Origin of the sequence: Haliscomenobacter sp., from assembly GCF_040403615.1 — a bacterium.
Classification (GTDB): domain Bacteria; phylum Bacteroidota; class Bacteroidia; order Chitinophagales; family Saprospiraceae; genus Haliscomenobacter.
Genome location: NZ_JBBAKG010000021.1, coordinates 1 through 17,072 on the forward strand (window position 1 = coordinate 1; position 17,072 = coordinate 17,072).

The following is a 17,072-nucleotide window of genomic DNA, read 5'->3' on the forward strand; positions in this document are numbered from 1 at the left end:
TTAATTTAATGTGTTAAAGAGGGAATTAAAATAATCCTTGCTCCTTTGAGCAAGGATTGTATTTTTGATTTTTAATGCAGGGAAATAAAATCCGCAACACTCTTTATTATGACCAATAATAAATCAAAACAATTGGCTGCGGCCATTACATTGCCAACGGCAATTGCGTTGATCATTAGTTCAATTATCGGATCAGGAGTTTACAAAAAAGTAGCGCCCATGTCTGATACTCTTCAATCACCTATGTTGGTTATGATTTGTTGGTTGCTCGGTGGGCTAATTAGCCTGGCTGGAGCAATCAGTAATGCCGAAGTGGCAAGTTTGTTGGCTGGAACCGGTGGTGAATACCGTTATTATCGCACAATATACGGCAAATTTTTTGCTTTTATATTCGGATGGGCAAGTTTTGCAGTAATAAAGACTGCAGCGATCGCTTCTATCGCATACGTATTTACCCAATCATTTAATTCGCTGATTCCGCTGCCCCAATTGTTTCCAGAACTGGCTGGGTTTAACCTGTTTGGCGTGATCTACCCATTTGACAATTTCAGTGTTAAACTTTTTACAGCACTCATTATCGTTTTGCTAACCTATGTGAATATTCGGGGCGTGAAATTGGGTGGTCAGATCAGCAAGTTGTTGATTGTCTTGGTACTGTTAGGCATCGGCACCATCGTCGTTTTTGGCATGACTAGTGGACAGGCAGATTGGAGCCGACTCACCCAAAATGCGACAGGTTACGTAAGTCCGGGCTGGGGTGGATTGGTTTCAGGGATGTTTACCGCTATGCTGGCCGCCTTTTGGGCTTATGAGGGTTGGAATACCATCGGCTACATCGGTGGAGAAATTCAAAATCCCAACCGAAATTTACCGATTGTGTTGTTTTGGGGTGTATTGGCGGTGATTACCGTATATCTTTTGGCCAACGTTACTTACCTCATTTTGCTGCCCATCGATCAATTGATCGAAATCAAGCGCTCAACCAATAGTATTGCCGCAATTGAGGCCGTTAAGTCGTTTTGGGGCGCTGGTGGTGGCTACTTCATTTCAGTGTTGATTTTGATTACTACTCTGGCCTCTACCCATACTACCATTCTGCTTGCTGCACGTACTTATTTTGCCATGGCGGGGGAAGGGGTGTTTTTCAAGGGCGCAGATGAGATTCATCCAACCTATCAAACGCCGAGCAAAGCCTTGATTTACCAGTGTATTTGGGCATGTGGGTTGGTCTTCACGGGCAGTTTTGACCAATTGACGGATATGCTGATTTTTGCTTCCTTCTTGTTTTATGGAGCGACTACTTATGGTGTGTTTGTGTTGCGACGCACCATGCCGGATGCGCACCGTCCATACCGGGTGTGGGGATACCCTGTCGTTCCGATTGTCTTCATCCTGTTTTGTATTGTTTTGATTGGCAATACCTTGATCAACCAACCCCGGGATGCATTTTTTGGATTGGCACTGATTGCATCGGGTTTGCCCTTCTATTATTTCTGGAGAAAAAGAGATGTCAACGCTTAATTTTTGCTATTATTGATCAAGAAAGGGTCTATCCAAAAGGCAGTTTCTTGATCAATTGTAGTCCATCTGCATAGCCGATTTCCAATTGCTGCAAGCGGGCTTGCTCTGAAAAATTGGCCGGGTTGGGCAAAGTACGCGAAGGACGGAGGTACAACAATCGCTCCCCATACTTGCGCTTTAGTCCCCACAGTAAAGGCAAAAACTTGGATGCTTCAGCTACATCAATCCCGATGAGGAGGTCGATATTGGGCTTTTGAAAGGTCAAATCTACGGGCATAATTTTGTATACCCCGCCGTCGATGTATTTGTTGCTGCCAATTTGGTGCGACTGAAAGGCTGGAAAACTGGCACTGCCAATGATGTACTCCACCAGTTGATCTGCGGGGATTTCTTCCTGAAAATAGGATTCTCCGCGTCGTTGAGAGAGGTTGTAGATGACCAGTCCAAAATCAATGGATGAATTGCGGATCTGGCCTTCATTCAAGACCCGGCGCAACAGATTTTTTAGGCCATTTACCCGGATGCCTCGATTGCGCAGGCCATCTTTTACCAAACCCAGGTATCCTTCTTCGGGGTGCTCGCGCAGGTTGTCAAAAGCTTCTTCGGGCTGGCTGTCGCGCCACAAATCAAGGGCTTTTTGCACATCACCTTGTACGATAAGCGCTGCATTGATGGCGCCCACCGAGGAACCTGTTGCTACTTTGATGAATGGTTGGAGGCCGTGTTCGTGCAAGGCCTTCCATACGCCAATTTGGTAAGCTCCGCGGGCAGCGCCACCGGATAGAGAGAGGGCAAGGTTTGGTTCAGTCGTCATGGGCGAATCATTTAAAGGTATAAAGCTTATTCGTGCTGAAATGTTTACTAAATGCTGATTATTCCGAATTTGTCCGTAAATTTCGGGTAGCTATTTATCAGGCGTTGAAATAAAATACCCTCATTTTCATTGTAATATTTTATGAGAAAAGAAAGAATTGTAGTCCTTACTGGAGCAGGAATGAGTGCCGAAAGCGGGATCAGCACTTTTCGGGATGCCAATGGCTTATGGGAAAAACACGACGTCATGGATGTGGCTTCAATTGATGGTTGGCATCGAGACCAGGAATTGGTGTTGAAGTTTTACAACCAAAGACGCAAGCAACTCAAAAAGGTCAAACCCAATGCTGCGCATCTGGCCTTGGTTGAGCTCGAGCAAAAATACGACGTCAAAATTGTTACCCAAAACGTTGATGATCTTCACGAAAGGGCAGGCAGTTCTTCAATTGTACATTTGCATGGCGAGTTGCGCAAAGTGCGCTGTACCAAATGCGAAAACCTGATTTTGGAGTGGGAAGAAGATCTTAACCAAGGCATTTTGTGCGAAAAAGGCCATCAAATGCGCCCCCACATCGTGTGGTTTGGTGAGGCCGTTCCCAAAATAGAGGAGGGCGCCAGGGCCGTGTCCGAATGCGATTGCCTCATCATCATTGGCACTTCAATGCAGGTTTATCCGGCTGCGGGGTTAGTCGATTATGCGCCAGGTCATGCCCCGATTTATTACATTGATCCCAAGCCCGCTTTTTCGAAGCATGATTTTCCAAACATAAACATCATTGCCCAAAAAGCAACCGTGGGGGTGCGGAAATTGGTGGATGATTTGCTTTAATTAGGATCCAGCACTTATCCAAAGAAAAAAGACAAACATGACTTTTGACTACATCATCATCGGAGCAGGTTCAGCGGGTTGTGTACTGGCCAATCGCTTGTCGGCCAATCCCGAAAATCAGGTCTTGCTGCTAGAGGCCGGTGGCCCCGATCGCAAATTGGAAATCCACATCCCCGCTGGCTATGCCAAATTGCACCGCTCGGAGGTAGACTGGGGCTTTGAAACCGAACCCCAGGCCAATCTGTACAACCGTAAAGTATACCTGCCCAGGGGCAAAGCCCTCGGAGGGAGCAGCTCTACCAACGCCATGGCCTACATTCGGGGAAATCAGGAAGATTACAACGACTGGGCCAAACTGGGCAACACTGCTTGGGGCTTTGACCAGGTTTTACCCTACTTCAAACGTTCCGAAAACAATGAACAATTGAGCCAATTGGGCAATGATTATCATGGTTCAGGCGGTTTGTTGAATGTCACCTTTAACCAAAATTTCCGCACGCCGAGTGCCGATGCATTTGTGGCCTCCTGTATTGAATCTGGTATTCCCGCCAACCAGGACGTCAATGGCGCAATACAGGAAGGAGCTGGGCTGTTTCAATTTACCATCAAAGATCAAAAGCGGCACAGTACGGCAACTGCTTTTTTGAAACCAGTATTGAATCGCCCAAATTTAACCGTTGTCACCTGGGCGCAGACCCAGCGGATTTTGATCGAAAACGACAAAGCGGTTGGCGTAGAATTTTTGCAAAAAGGAAAATCGCTGCAAACGGCAAAAGCCAAGAAGGAGGTCATCCTCAGTGCGGGTGCTTTCAATAGTCCACAGTTGTTGTTGCTTTCAGGAGTAGGAGCTTCTGATGAATTGCAAAAATGGGGGATACCCCTAAAAAAAGAACTGCCAGGGGTAGGGCAAAACTTGCAGGATCACCTGTTTGTCAATACTTCAGCGATTACCACCTCAAAAGGCCTCAATCACGCATTGACGCCGTTTAATCAACTGCGCTACCTGTTGCAATACGCCTTCCAAAAATCGGGGCCAATGACCATCGGGCCTTTAGAAGCCGTAGCGTTTACCAAAATATTCAAAGACCATGACCGCCCGGATCTGCAATTGCATTTTGCCCCCATTCAAGCGGATTACTCTACCGACCTGCACAATTGGAAGACTTTGCCTACCGTAGATGGATACAGCATTTTACCTACGCTCCTCAAGCCCAAAAGCAGAGGCTACGTTGGGCTGCATTCAACGGATCCCAATGCTGCGCCCTTGATTCAACCCAATTTCTTGAGCCAGGAACATGACCTGAATATCTTGGTAGAAGGCATCAAGTTGGCCATGGAAATCATGGAAAAGAAACCTTTGCTGGACTTGACCAAATCCCGGGTGATGCCACCTGCCTACGGGGCATCAGACGATGCCATTGCCGATCACATCAAACACCGGGTTGAAACGGTTTACCACCCCATCGGAACCTGTAAAATGGGTAGTGATGAGTTGGCGGTGGTTGATGATCAATTGCGGGTACATGGCATCGAAGGCTTGCGCGTAGTCGATGCATCGATAATGCCTACGATTGTTTCGGGCAATACCAATGCGTCCGTCATTATGATTGCAGAGAAAGCTGCGGATTTTTTCATCGTTCCTTAGGTAGTGTTGATTGATTTTTACTGCTCATTCTTTTTGGCCCAATACCTCAACAACCCAGCCACACTCATGTGGGCAGGATTGGCAGCAGCGTATTTTTCCAAATCATCGCTATTGGCGCCGCCTTCTACCAATTGTTGTTGTACATATTCCTCAAAAATGGGTACAATGGTTTCGGCAGGAGTTTGGGCATCAAAATGCGGTTTGATCCAATTGGCCCAATCCAGTAGGCGTTTTTCCAAATCCAGTAAATGATGCGGAATATCTTCGCTGACTGACCCAAAATGGGTCAAGAACAATTGAGAAGGCTTCAAGCTCGACAACAAACGAATGGATTGCAACCAATCTTCTACATTGATGTCTGGCGGTGGACAAGGAGGTACTACGATGCCATTGCCAATTTTCACACCAGCTACATCACCTGTAAATACATTATCACCGATTTGCCATACCAAGTGGTGTACAGCGTGGCCAGGCGTATGCCAGGCTTTGACCTGCAAGTCTTCAAGATAGATGGTTTCCCCATGTGCAACCACCCGGAGCTGCTCTTGCGGGATAGGATTCATTTCTCCCCACAGCATATCCATTTGATCTTGATAAATGCGGCGCGCAGAATTGAGTAATTTTTCAGGATTATTCATGTGCTTTGCCCCAAATGGATGGAGGTAAATGGTTGCACCATGCTTGGCAAATGCCCAGGCCGCTCCAGCATGGTCAAAGTGAATGTGGGTGATGAAAACATGCTTAATATCTGCCGGGGTGTAGCCATATTGGGCCAGTCCCGCTTCAAGTACTGGGAATGTGGAGTAAGGCCCCGTTTCAATCAGAACTGGGCCACTGTCGGTTTCTATCAGAAATGCTGCTATCGCTTCCGAAGCACCCAAAAATTGAAGGTCGAGGATTTTGATCATAAGCTTGTTTTGAGTTGGTAAATATAGGATGAAGAGTTGAACAGTTGAACTATAAATGAAGCGAAAAGTTTAATAAAAGAAACCTGAATGCTTACCTGCTTAGTTAAAAACAGTATCATTGTAACCTACTATAAACCATTTCAATTTCATTTAGGCATGCGGCATATCATTTCTACCTGTGTATTGTGTTTTTCCCTACAGTTATTGGTTGCTCAAACCTCATCGCTTCAACTTAGTCGCCCAGAACTGCTCAATAAAGTCAAAGGCATGCTGATTGGTTCCGCTATTGGCGATGCGATGGGCGCGCCTACCGAAATGTGGTCGCGCGATAACATCAAAATGGAGTACGGTTTCGTTGACCACCTGGATTCCATGGTGCGTGAACCCTCGCCCGAAGGTACCTGGCGCATGAACCTCCCTGCAGGTGGCACTACCGATGATACGCGTTGGAAAAAACTGGTGGTGCAATACTTGTTGAACACCGGAAGCAAGGGCGAATTCAGTGCAAAAGATTTCGCCAGCCTACTAGTAAAAGAATACGAAGCAGCCATCAAAGGGCTCAAGAACACCGAAGGATTTGCTCCCGAACCTTATGAAGACCAGGCCCGGCGCATGGCCTGGTTGCAAGAGTGGGCTTTGGTGGCTCGTCCTTTCATTGCTGGAGATTACCTTAAATATAACGAAGCCCTCAACCGTTTTTACGGAGGAGAAATGGTCTGTGGTGGCCTTTTGTATGCTCCTGCTACAGGCTTGCTTTTTCCTGGAAACCCTTTGAAAGCCTACGAGGAAACCTATAAAATCTGCATTTTTGACATCGGATATGCCCGTGACCTGAGTGCATTAATTGCCGCCATGACCGCGCAGGGGATGACTAAAGGTGCGACTGGAGAATCGATGTTGTCGGTTTTTCGGGATGTGGATCCACAAGGTTTTTTCAAAAGCCGCCTGGTGGGGCGCTCCGCTTACCGCATTTTGCGCGAAGCGCGGCAGATCATTTTTGCAACCCAAAAATTGCAGTGGTCTGATGTAGACAGCACCAAATTACCCCATCCAAAGCACCTCAAGCTGGATGCGCTGTACCTGACCCGCATGCAAAAGGCGTTTGAATTGCTGGACGCCAAAAACCAGGACATGCCCTTTCATGCCGGAGAAATCACCCTTGAAGTGCTAACAGCCATGCTTTTTGCAGATTTTGACTTTGAAAAAGCACTCATTTTTCTGGTCAATTATGGTCGCGACAACGATACCACTTCGGCTATTTTAGGGGGAGTCCTGGGGGCATTTTGCGGAGCAGATCATCTGCCTGCCCGCTTGGTGGAACCGGTTCTGCGGGAGAATAAAAAACTCTTGGATAACGATTTGGAACAAATGGCCAATCAACTGACCGATAAAATTCTGGCAATGCAACAACATTAATTACCTATGCATTTAGACAAAGATCAACTGCCTGAGATCGAAAACTGGTTGCTCGATCACCAAATTATTGCCGGTAACGAGCCCGTCATATCTGCTGAAAAAGCAGGCGAAGGCAACATGAATTACACCCTACGCGTAAAAACCACCGAGCGCAGCCTGATCCTGAAGCAAGCCCGGCCCTACGTAGAAAAATACCCGACCATTCCTGCGCCCATCGAACGGGCGGACATGGAAGCCGCGTTTTTTGCAGCAACCTCATCCTGGGAAAGGGTAGGGGGGATGCTCCCCAAATCGTTGTATTTTAGCCCAGAAGATCATTTGCAAGTGATTGAAGATTTGGGCGAAGGGACAGATTTTACGGCCTATTATGCCCAGAAAGAGGCTTTGCCTGAATCTGATCTCGCACATCTGCTCGTCTTTTTGCGTACGCTGCACCAACAAAGCCGGGAAACACCATCCGCCACAAATTTTCAGAACCGCGCCATGCGGGAGCTCAACCATTTCCACATTTTTGATTTTCCGTTTCAGCAAGAGAATGGCCTAAACCTAGAAGCCATTCAACCTGGATTGCAATCACTGGCTGAACGGACTATTTTTTCACACCCGACCTTGCGAACAAAGACCCTGGCCCTGGGCCAAATTTACCTGGCTGACGGAGATACGCTGCTGCACGGAGATTTTTTTCCAGGCAGTTGGTTGCGCACCAGAAGAGGCGTTTTTGTGATTGACCCAGAGTTCTGTTTTCGAGGAACTCCTGCTTTTGACTTGGGGGTTTGTCTGGCGCATTTGTGTTTCTGCGGCATGACCTGGAGTGCTGCACTAGATTGCTTCAATACCCATTATGGCGAATTTGATGCCGCTGCTTGTCAGGATTTCGCAGCAGTGGAAATCCTGCGCAGATTTTTTGGCGTCGCGCAATTGCCCTTGGACATGGGCATTCCTGAAAAGGAAACCTTGACAAGATTGGCAATGGAACAACTTGGGTTGGAGCTGGAATTGTGAGAAGGTGGAGTTTTTTGATCTCACATTACGCAGTACTTAAAAGTCCACATAACCTGAAATATCCATAGCAATGCGGAAAAGGCCTTATTGAAATCCCGATTTTGCGGAAGTGGAGGCGGGTTAAGCGAAAAACTGTTTGAGACCCGACGCAGGAGGGGCGAGTTTTTTTCGCGCCGCCGGAGCTTTCGCAAAATCGTAGGATTTCAATACAGCCTTGATTTTTTTGGTTACTTTTTGTATCAGACAAAAAGTGACAAGCGTTCCATCAACGCCTCCGCTTCATCATCCCTCCGCCACCGGCGGGAGCGCCAGAACCAAAACCTGGCATTTTGCTCATGTTGTGCATCATCTTGCGCATCTGCTCAAATTGCTTGATGAACATGTTCACGTCGTTGAGGGTGCGGCCACAGCCGCGGGCAATACGTTGTTTGCGGCTGATGTTGAGCAAATCTGGATTGTTGCGCTCTTGCGGCGTCATCGATTGAATGATCGCTTCCACCTTTTTAAAAGCGTTGTTGTCGATTTCCACGTTGCGGGTCAGCTTGTCCATGCCCGGTATCATGCCCATGATGCTTTTGAGATCCCCCATCTTTTTGATCTGGTTGATCTGCGCCATGAAGTCGTTGAAATCGAATTTATTTTTCTGGATTTTTTTCTCCAGTTTTTTGGCGAGTTCTTCGTCAAACTGTTCCTGTGCCTTTTCAACGAAGGATACGATGTCCCCCATCCCCAGAATCCGCTGTGCCATCCTGTCTGGATAGAACATGTCAAGGGCGTCCATTTTTTCGCCAGTACTGGCAAATTTGATGGGTTTACCCACGGTGTACTTCACCGAAAGTGCCGCCCCACCACGCGTATCGCCGTCCATTTTGGTGAGTACCACCCCATCAAAGTTGATGGTTTCGTTGAAAGCCTGTGCGGTATTGACGGCATCCTGACCCGTCATGGAGTCTACTACAAACAAGGTTTCCTGCGGCAGAATGGCCTCCTTGATGTTTTTGATCTCGGCCATCATTTCTTCGTCGATGGCCAAGCGGCCAGCGGTATCCACGATGACTACGTCGCAATTGTTGGCAGTAGCGTATTGTATGGCTTTGAGCGCAATTTGTACCGGATTTTTGCTTTCCGGTTCTTTGTAGATCGGCACGCCGACCTGCTCTGCCAATACCGTCAACTGATCCATGGCCGCAGGACGGTATACGTCACAAGCCACCAACAGTGGACTTTTTTTCTTTTGGGTCTTGAGCCAATTGGCCAATTTACCGCTGAAGGTCGTTTTACCTGAGCCCTGCAACCCCGCGATCAAGATCACGGTGGGTTTGCCAGTAAGGTTCAATCCTGCGGCCTGGCCGCCCATCAACTCGGTCAATTGATCCATGACGATCTTGATCATCATCTGACCCGGAGAAACGGATTTGAGCACGTTGTCAGAGCCAAGGGCTTTTTCCTTGACCTTGTCCGTAAACTCTTTCGCTATTTTATAACTAACGTCCGCATCAACCAACGCACGGCGAATTTCCTTGATGGACGCAGCTACGTTGATCTCGGTTAACTTGTTTTCACCCTTGAGTACCTTTAAGGCACCTTCCAAACGTTCACTTAAACTTTCAAGCATAATTCACTAGATTAAAAACAGGCAGCAAATATACGAAAAACATGGAACTGGTAAAGTGGAAAATGAAATTTTGAGCCGCACAAAATTCATTTAAAAGCCCTCATTGCCTGGTTTCTAAAATTATTGTGCGAAACCTTCCCCAAGAACAGCTTAATGGTTATATTTAAGCATAAATTTTTTGAACTCCTCAAAAACCCAAATTATCTTATGTCGACAACTACACGGATTTTATTGATCCTGGCGGTTTTGGCATTGTACTTTTTCGGTCTGCTCAATTTTTGCTCCCGGCAAATTTGCGAAGCTTGCGGTACAAACCAAACCAATTCAGGAATATTGTCAGATTCAGATTCAGCTGATACCACGAGGCAATATCCCATCCAATTCAAGTTTGGGGATATGAATCCAGCCAAAGGCCCTGGATTTGACTCCTTGATTACTGCGGTGATGGCAGGAAACAACGATGATCAAATTTTGGAAATCGTTGGGTTGTTTTACGAAGGTGAAGCAGCACCTGCGGGCTTTGAAACCATGGGCCTTGCCCGGGCAACCGCAATTCGGGATGCTTTTTTCAAAAACATTCCTGAAGAACGCATTCGCCTGCGTGGTCGCCTGTTGAACACCGCTCCTCCCGCTGACAAAAACGCTTGGTTGAGCGCTTCGGAATTCAGTTGGGTTGCCAAAGAGAAAGTGATCCCCGAAACGGTAGAAGAAGTGGCCGATGGCGCCATCATCCGTTTCCCATTCAATTCTACAGAAAAGGATTACGATCCTAAAGTAGATGCCTACCTTCAAACCTTGGCCAAGCGTGTAGCCAAAACTGGCGAACGCATTGACCTGACCGGGCACACCGACAGCAAAGGAGAACCCGATTACAACCTTAAATTGGGACAGAGCCGCGCAGTACAAATTCGCGACCTGCTGGTGAAATTGGGGGTTAAAACAGACCTGATCAGCACTGCTTCTAAAGGAGAAGCCCTGCCGGTAGCTGCCAATACCACCGAAGAAAACCGCCACAACAACCGTCGGGTTGAAGTGCGCTTGATCAAAAAATAATCCGAAAATCAAAAAACAACCTAGTCATGTTGACAAACATTCTATTGCTACATATTCCAGTTCCGTGCTGGCTTCCTTTATTGTTGGCTTGTATCCTGCCTTTTTTGCTGGGGCTTTTGTTGGGTTGGCTGCTTTGGGGCAAACGCAAAAATACAGCCGATTCTTCCACCACAGTTTTGACTTCCTCTTCAGAGTCGATCCACCGTGCCAGTGAGCTGGAAAAAGAAATGGTAGACCTCCGCTACAAATTGGATGAATGCCACAAAGAAAACGATGAATGGCACAAAAAAACCATGCATGCTGAAGCAGAAACTGCTGGTCTGAAAGCCAAATTGGAAGTAACCAACGCCAACCTCGCCGCTTTGGTGGTGGCCGCCGAGAAACCCAACCTTGATTTGGAATTGGCAGATATCGAGCATGATTCAGCAATGGTAGTAGCTGGTACAGATACCAATGCCTACGCCACTTTGTTTGAAAGCGATAACCTGCAAATTGTAGAAGGCATTGGCCCCAAGGTTGAAGTGATTTTGGAAAATGCAGGCATCCAAACCTGGGGAGACCTTGGTGGAAAAACACCTGAGGAGCTTCGTGCAATTTTGGGCGCAGCTGGCCTGGGCATGATGAATCCCGACACCTGGTCTCAACAGGCTCAATTGGCGCATGAGGGCAAATGGGACGAATTGGTTGAGTACCAAAGATTCCTGGGTGGTGGCCGCGAAAAAGCAGGCGACTTCAGCAATGATGCCAAGATTGAAAAAATGGCAGCTAAAGTATTGGAACTGCGTAGTGTAGGCTCCGATCGGGCAACTTACGGACGCATTTTCCTGGACAACAACCTGCAAATCATCGAAGGCATTGGCCCAAAAGTTGAATCGCTGTTGTATGAAAATGGCATCCGCAGTTGGGATGACCTGGGTGCTAAATCTTCGGATGAACTCAATACCATTCTTGCCGGAGCAAGCTTGAGCATGATGAATCCCGATTCATGGCCCCGCCAGGCACAATTGGCCGCAGCCAATGATTGGGATACACTTGCTACACTACAACACAGTCTGGATGCTGGCCGCAGCAATGTAGGCGATGGCGACAACCCTGCCAAAGTGGACAAACTGGCTGAAAAACTCAGCTCTGCACGTTTGGCCAGCCGCGAAGCAAGCATCAATTACGCCGCAATGTTTGGTACAGACAACCTGCAAATCATTGAAGGCATTGGCCCTAAAGTTGCTGCGTTGTTGACCTCCAATGGCATCGCCACCTGGGCAGACCTGGCCAGCAAATCTCCTGATGAAATCAAGCCAATTTTGGATGCTGCGGGCTCTGCCTACAAAATGATGGATCCTACTTCCTGGCCACAACAAGCCAAACTGGCTGCGGAAGGCCAATGGTCGGCACTCATCGAGTTCCAGAAATTCCTGGATGGTGGCAAAGAATCTTCTGGTGATTTTGAAACGCCTTCCAAAGCGGAAGACATGGCGCTGAAAATCCTGGGCTTTAGCAACAATCCGGAAGACCTGAAAATTGTAGAAGGCATCGGCCCAAAAATTGAAAGCTTGCTTAAAGCAGCTGGAATCAACAACTGGGACGATCTGGCTACTACTTTAGTGGCCCGCTTGTACGAAATCCTGGACGCTGCTGGTGAAAACTACCGCCTGGCCAAACCTGCCACTTGGCCACGCCAAGCTGCACTCGCTGCCGAAGGCCGTTGGGACGAACTGAAAGAATACCAGAAATTCTTGGACAAAGGAAGCAATCCTGCATAATTAAATATGTTGAAAAGTTGAAGAGTTGAAAGGTTGAAGAGTTGTCGGTAGTGCAGAAATCGGAGCCTCAATAGCGTAGCTCAAAACCTGCATTGCCAGACGCTTCAACTTTTCAACTTTCAACCTTTCAACTTTTCAACCCTCATAAGTATGTTACCCAAAATCACCCTGGGCTTAGCCCTGTTGCTACTGCCATTGTGTATGATGGCGCAAAAGTCGAACAATCCAGCCGCCAAAGGCTTCAACGAAGCAGGATCTGACCCCAAAGCCATCGCCATTGCCGATCAAGTCATGGAAGCCATGGGCGGACGCAAAGCCTGGGATGCTACCCGTTACATCACCTGGAGTTTTTTTGGCCGCAGAACTTTGTTGTGGGACAAAAAAGAAGGGCAGGTGCGCATCGATGTCCCGGCTGACAAGAGTACCTATATCATTGACGTAAACAAGGAAACTGGCCTCATCAAGCACAAAGGTAATGTGATGACCCAACCTGATTCCATCAAAAAATACGCTGGAGTAGCCAAATCCATCTGGATCAACGATTCCTACTGGTTGATCATGCCTTATAAAATGAAAGACTCTGGCGTAACCCTCAAGTACAAGGGTGAAATGCCCACCGAAACGGGCGCAGCAGCAGAGGTACTGGAATTGACCTTTGCCGGTGTTGGCCGCACCCCCGAAAACCGCTATATGGTTTTTGTAGACAAAACGAGCCACCTGGTGGTGCAATGGCATTACTTTAAAAACGCGAGTGACGAAAAACCAAGCATCGCAACGCCCTGGGAAAACTACCAGAGACAAGGCAAAATCCTGATTTCAGGCGATCGCGGTGGTAACCGCAAGCTGACCGATATTCAGGTGTTTGAGAGTGTGCCTAAAGAGAAGTTTACGGTTTTGTAGTATGGCGAATCCAAGGATTACAAAAAATTAATAGCATTTTACAATCCTAATCACATCTGGAATTTTGTAACCCGCCGTTGAAACAGCGGGTTACAATTCTAAATGTATTTGAGCGATAAGTCCCCCAAACTCCCGTTATTTCAACTCCTTCAGCAGTGCGTCAACCGCCGCCTTCAACTGCTCATCTGTTCCTTTTGCCGTATAATCCAGTGAATTATCGACAATGATATCTGGAATAGCTGGCCCCAATTCCTGATTCTTATCCGTGGTTTTGGTAAACCAGCCGCGGAAAGGCAAGCGCACAAAAGATCCATCAATCAAACCTCGACCTCCAGTCGAAATCACCGAGCCATTCGTAGTCTGGCCTACCAATTTTCCGATTCCCAGAGATTTATAAGCATGAGAAAAAATCTCGGCGTTCGAATAACTGCCCTCGTTGCAAATGGCAACCGAAGGCTTTAGCCAGGCTGAAAATACCAGCCGTTCTCCAGTAGGGTAGTAGTCGCGGAACTTTTTCTTGTCTTTTTCCAGGTCTTCACTGGCTCCCCGTGGAATGGTGTAGGCGTGTTGCTTGTAGTTGAGGACGGTCATCAGGTAATCGGCGGTAGAGCCACCACCATTGAAGCGCACGTCGATAATCAACCCATCCTTGCCATAACCCGCGGCAGTGAACTCTCGTTCTACCTCCTCAAAACTCGGAATATCCATCCCGCGAATGTGAATGTAGCCCAAACGGCCTTTCGACCACTCCTCAACCAATTTTTTTCGGTTATCAACCCACTCATCATATAAGTTGTCTCCCAGGGTTGAACTAGGACGAATCACCACTTCCCGGCTTTTGCCGTCGGCACTTTGAACATTGAGCAATACTTTTTCATTCACTTGACCATTCAAGTTTTCATAAAAATTACTCGTTTCATTGTAGGGAATCCCATTCACTGCGGTAATCACCTCGCCAGAATTGAGTTGACTGCCAACCTTACTGGCCGGGCTTGCGGGGACGACCCGATTTACCCGCATTCCTTCTTTACCTGGCATCAATTCTACACCCAACAATCCAGTGGCTTCCTGTTGGGTTTCCGCACGGTCGGGCGCGGTCAGAGCCATATGGCTGGAATTGATTTCTCCCAGGAGGTAGTTAAACATATCGCGAAAGTCGTTGTTGGTGGAGGCGTTGACACAGCGCTCACGGTATTTTTGTCTCAAGGCCGTCCAATCGTAACCGTGCATTTTAGGATCGTAAAATCCATCCCGAATGGTGCGCCAGGCTTCTTCAAATACTTGCAAGCGCTCGGCGGGATAATCGATTTTCATTTTGGCGATATAGGGCAAACCTTCGGCAACTCCCGACTTAACATCTACGCGCGAAAATCCTCCTTGTCGGCCATAATACACGTATTTCCCTTCTTTGTCCATTTGCAAACCAAAGGGATTACTGCCACCCTTGGTGATTTCTTTTAAATCCTTACCGTCCCATTTGACGCTGTACAAATCGCGGCCACGTGCTGTACTGCTCAACGCACTGTAAAAGAAAGTTTGTCCATCCTTGGAAATGACTACTCCAGTTTCATCTCCAGGAGAACTGGTTACTTGCACCAGTCGTTGGTGAATGTTGTCAAAGTCGATTTGAATGGGTTTGGATTCTGCTTTGGAGCTATTTTTTCCTGCTCCCGCAGTGGTTTCACTTGGATTTTCTTTTTCAACCCAATCCTGACTCACTTTTTCCCAATCTTCTTTTTTCAACCAAACAAACCACACATCGGCATTGCGGTTGTTGCGTGATGAGATAAACCCCAATTTGGAGCCATCGGCGCTCCAAAAAGGTTGCGAATCAGTTCTTGGGTGCATGGTGACATTGACGGGAGCCTTGGAGTTGTCGGCAGCATGGATGAACACTTCGTCGTTGAAGTACAAATCGCCCATGGAGTAAGCAAGCCATTTGTTGTCTGGACTCCATGTAACGCCGTTTGCTTCAGTCCAACCATTTACCAACATCTTTTCATTGCTTAGTTTGCCATCGCCAGCAATTTCAACTACAATTAAATCTCCCCGCCCTCGCCCATATGCGATTTTCTTACCATCGCCAGAAACCACCGGAGAAGATTCATCTTCCGGGGTATTGGTTAGGCGGATCAATTCGTGTTTGAGAGACTTAAATGGATTGGGCTCAGCGCGGTCAGCTGAACGCAGCAAGAACAATTCAAAATTTCCATCAATGCGGTCAGAACAAAACACCAAGGAGGTATCACTCAACCAACTGGGATTCATGTCGCGATTGGGATGATCGGACACATTGACGCTGCGGTTTTTTTCTTTGTCAGCCTCTTTGATAAATACTTCCCCACGAATGGTATAGGCGATTAACTTTCCATTGGGTGAGATTGCCAATTCGCTTCCTCCGTTGCTTTGGGTTTTTATTTCAGTAGGGTCAAAGCGTTCATCCGCAGCAATTTGGATGTTGATTTTGGTGCCACTGCCTTTGCCCGCTTTCATGAGGTACAAATTCATGTCTTTTTCAAAAACAATGGTCGACCCATCGCTTGAAATGCTGAAATGGCGAATGGCTTCGTCTTTAAAAGTAGTCAATTGCTCAGGACTGCCCAGGGCTTGTCCGTTTTCGTTGAGATTGATCCGGTACAGGTTGTAGGTGCCTGAAATGGAGCTAAGGAAATACAAAGCACGATTGTTGCCCCAGCGGGGTAAGATGTCGTTGGTTTCAAAAAGCGGCAATTTATTGCACTTTTTGCTTTTGGTATCGTAAATCCAGATTTCCCGATTGGCGCTCCCCTTGTAATCTTCCCGAAAAACGGGGTTGATGCTTCCGCGCACCAGGGCGACGAAACGGCCGTCGGGAGAATAAGTCGGATCATAAGCTTCTATATCCAACAAACGAGATTCGGTGCCACCGGCAGCATTGATGCCATACACTTCTGGGTGACCTCCAATTTGTCGAAACTCCCGATTGGTATTGAATACAATTTGGCTATTTGAAGCCCAGCTCATTACATTGTCCCCTGCGGAATGAAAAGTCAATCGTTTGGGATTGCCACCTTCGGAGGGTACCACAAATACATCGTTGTTGCCGTACCGTGCTCCTGAAAAAGCAATTTTTTTGCCATCTGGACTGTAGATGGGATTTCCTTCGTAGGCTTCATGGATGGTGAGGCGGGTTGCTTTTCCGCCAACGGATGGAACCGTCCAAATATCACCCTGGAATGAAAATGAAATTTGAGAACCATCATTATTGATTGCCGGATGGCGCAGCAAAAGATTGGATTGGCCAGATAATGCAATAGAAACAATTGTCAAGGCCAGCAGTGTAACTAGTTTTTGCATGGTTAGGTTGTGCGTGTAAACAATCAGGTGAAACGGGAAAATTCCCGATAAACAGTCTGCTAATTTAGAGCACACGAACTGATCATAGCCCAATTTTCGCCCGTTGTATCCATGCAAAAAAAGGTAATTGGGCTATTATTTTTTTGGGTTGAGGTTCAACAGTAAGGAAACGACGTCAAAATTACTCACTGCGCAGGCCACTTTGTTTAATTCCCACCCCTTAAAAAAATGATGACTCCACTGATATGGATTGGACTTGTTCATGTATCTTTGA

General features: G+C 47.2%; 12 protein-coding genes. 8 read left to right on the top strand and 4 right to left on the bottom strand.

The genetic code is table 11. The annotated features are described in order from the left end of the window. The first annotated feature begins 108 nt into the window (after window positions 1-108). The gene (locus ABW391_RS08845) at window positions 109-1,521 is read left to right on the top strand and encodes an APC family permease (RefSeq protein WP_353481490.1); all 1,413 of its coding nucleotides are present in this window, start codon (window positions 109-111) and stop codon (window positions 1,519-1,521) included. Window positions 1,522-1,549: 28 nt separating this feature from the next. On the opposite strand, the gene ABW391_RS08850 is transcribed toward ABW391_RS08845, so the two are convergent. After that, window positions 1,550-2,335 carry a patatin-like phospholipase family protein gene (locus ABW391_RS08850; RefSeq protein ID WP_353481491.1) on the bottom strand — a complete coding sequence of 262 codons (786 nt, stop codon included), beginning with the start codon at window positions 2,333-2,335 and terminating at the stop codon, window positions 1,550-1,552. Between the two features lie 141 nt (window positions 2,336-2,476). On the opposite strand from ABW391_RS08850, the gene ABW391_RS08855 reads away from it, so the two are divergent. Together ABW391_RS08855 and ABW391_RS08860 are read left to right on the top strand one after the other, a co-directional pair. Then, entirely contained in the window at window positions 2,477-3,163 is a 687-nt protein-coding gene (locus tag ABW391_RS08855; protein WP_353481492.1) for an SIR2 family NAD-dependent protein deacylase, read from the top strand. Between the two features lie 37 nt (window positions 3,164-3,200). Continuing rightward, the gene (locus ABW391_RS08860; RefSeq protein WP_353481493.1) at window positions 3,201-4,808 is read left to right on the top strand and encodes a GMC family oxidoreductase; all 1,608 of its coding nucleotides are present in this window, start codon (window positions 3,201-3,203) and stop codon (window positions 4,806-4,808) included. A 17-nt stretch (window positions 4,809-4,825) separates the two neighbouring features. Here the strand turns inward: ABW391_RS08860 and ABW391_RS08865 are convergent, their stop codons facing one another. After that, the gene (locus ABW391_RS08865) at window positions 4,826-5,716 is read right to left on the bottom strand and encodes an MBL fold metallo-hydrolase (RefSeq protein WP_353481494.1); all 891 of its coding nucleotides are present in this window, start codon (window positions 5,714-5,716) and stop codon (window positions 4,826-4,828) included. A gap of 156 nt (window positions 5,717-5,872) precedes the next feature. Between ABW391_RS08865 and ABW391_RS08870 the strand changes: the two genes are divergently transcribed. Next, window positions 5,873-7,132: an ADP-ribosylglycohydrolase family protein gene (locus tag ABW391_RS08870; protein ID WP_353481495.1), complete on the top strand. Its 1,260-nt coding sequence runs from the start codon at window positions 5,873-5,875 to the stop codon at window positions 7,130-7,132. Window positions 7,133-7,138: 6 nt separating this feature from the next. Continuing rightward, on the top strand, window positions 7,139-8,134 hold the full coding sequence (locus tag ABW391_RS08875) for a phosphotransferase (protein ID WP_353481496.1): 996 nt from the start codon (window positions 7,139-7,141) through the stop codon (window positions 8,132-8,134). Window positions 8,135-8,399: 265 nt separating this feature from the next. On the opposite strand, the gene ffh is transcribed toward ABW391_RS08875, so the two are convergent. After that, a complete protein-coding gene (gene ffh, locus ABW391_RS08880; RefSeq protein WP_353481497.1) occupies window positions 8,400-9,749 on the bottom strand; it encodes a signal recognition particle protein in 1,350 nt (449 codons plus the stop codon). A 396-nt stretch (window positions 9,750-10,145) separates the two neighbouring features. Between ffh and ABW391_RS08885 the strand changes: the two genes are divergently transcribed. The 3 genes from ABW391_RS08885 to ABW391_RS08895 all read left to right on the top strand — a co-directional run bounded on the left by ABW391_RS08885 (window position 10,146) and on the right by ABW391_RS08895 (window position 13,462). Then, a complete protein-coding gene (locus tag ABW391_RS08885) occupies window positions 10,146-10,802 on the top strand; it encodes an OmpA family protein (protein WP_353481498.1) in 657 nt (218 codons plus the stop codon). A gap of 26 nt (window positions 10,803-10,828) precedes the next feature. Next, window positions 10,829-12,562 (top strand): helix-hairpin-helix domain-containing protein, encoded by a 1,734-nt coding sequence (locus ABW391_RS08890; RefSeq protein ID WP_353481499.1) that lies wholly within the window; start codon window positions 10,829-10,831, stop codon window positions 12,560-12,562. Window positions 12,563-12,712: 150 nt separating this feature from the next. After that, window positions 12,713-13,462 (top strand): hypothetical protein, encoded by a 750-nt coding sequence (locus ABW391_RS08895; protein WP_353481500.1) that lies wholly within the window; start codon window positions 12,713-12,715, stop codon window positions 13,460-13,462. A gap of 135 nt (window positions 13,463-13,597) precedes the next feature. On the opposite strand, the gene ABW391_RS08900 is transcribed toward ABW391_RS08895, so the two are convergent. Next, window positions 13,598-16,798: a S41 family peptidase gene (locus ABW391_RS08900; protein WP_353481501.1), complete on the bottom strand. Its 3,201-nt coding sequence runs from the start codon at window positions 16,796-16,798 to the stop codon at window positions 13,598-13,600. Between the last annotated feature and the right edge of the window lie 274 nt (window positions 16,799-17,072).

Bases quoted from the DNA above. Each gene is read 5' to 3' on its own strand.
- ABW391_RS08845 (WP_353481490.1), top strand. From the start codon at position 109: ATGACCAATAATAAATCAAAACAATTGGCTGCGGCCATTACATTGCCA.
- ABW391_RS08850 (WP_353481491.1), bottom strand. From the start codon at position 2,335: ATGACGACTGAACCAAACCTTGCCCTCTCTCTATCCGGTGGCGCTGCC.
- ABW391_RS08855 (WP_353481492.1), top strand. From the start codon at position 2,477: ATGAGAAAAGAAAGAATTGTAGTCCTTACTGGAGCAGGAATGAGTGCC.
- ABW391_RS08860 (WP_353481493.1), top strand. From the start codon at position 3,201: ATGACTTTTGACTACATCATCATCGGAGCAGGTTCAGCGGGTTGTGTA.
- ABW391_RS08865 (WP_353481494.1), bottom strand. From the start codon at position 5,716: ATGATCAAAATCCTCGACCTTCAATTTTTGGGTGCTTCGGAAGCGATA.
- ABW391_RS08870 (WP_353481495.1), top strand. From the start codon at position 5,873: ATGCGGCATATCATTTCTACCTGTGTATTGTGTTTTTCCCTACAGTTA.
- ABW391_RS08875 (WP_353481496.1), top strand. From the start codon at position 7,139: ATGCATTTAGACAAAGATCAACTGCCTGAGATCGAAAACTGGTTGCTC.
- ffh (WP_353481497.1), bottom strand. From the start codon at position 9,749: ATGCTTGAAAGTTTAAGTGAACGTTTGGAAGGTGCCTTAAAGGTACTC.
- ABW391_RS08885 (WP_353481498.1), top strand. From the start codon at position 10,146: ATGAATCCAGCCAAAGGCCCTGGATTTGACTCCTTGATTACTGCGGTG.
- ABW391_RS08890 (WP_353481499.1), top strand. From the start codon at position 10,829: ATGTTGACAAACATTCTATTGCTACATATTCCAGTTCCGTGCTGGCTT.
- ABW391_RS08895 (WP_353481500.1), top strand. From the start codon at position 12,713: ATGTTACCCAAAATCACCCTGGGCTTAGCCCTGTTGCTACTGCCATTG.
- ABW391_RS08900 (WP_353481501.1), bottom strand. From the start codon at position 16,798: ATGCAAAAACTAGTTACACTGCTGGCCTTGACAATTGTTTCTATTGCA.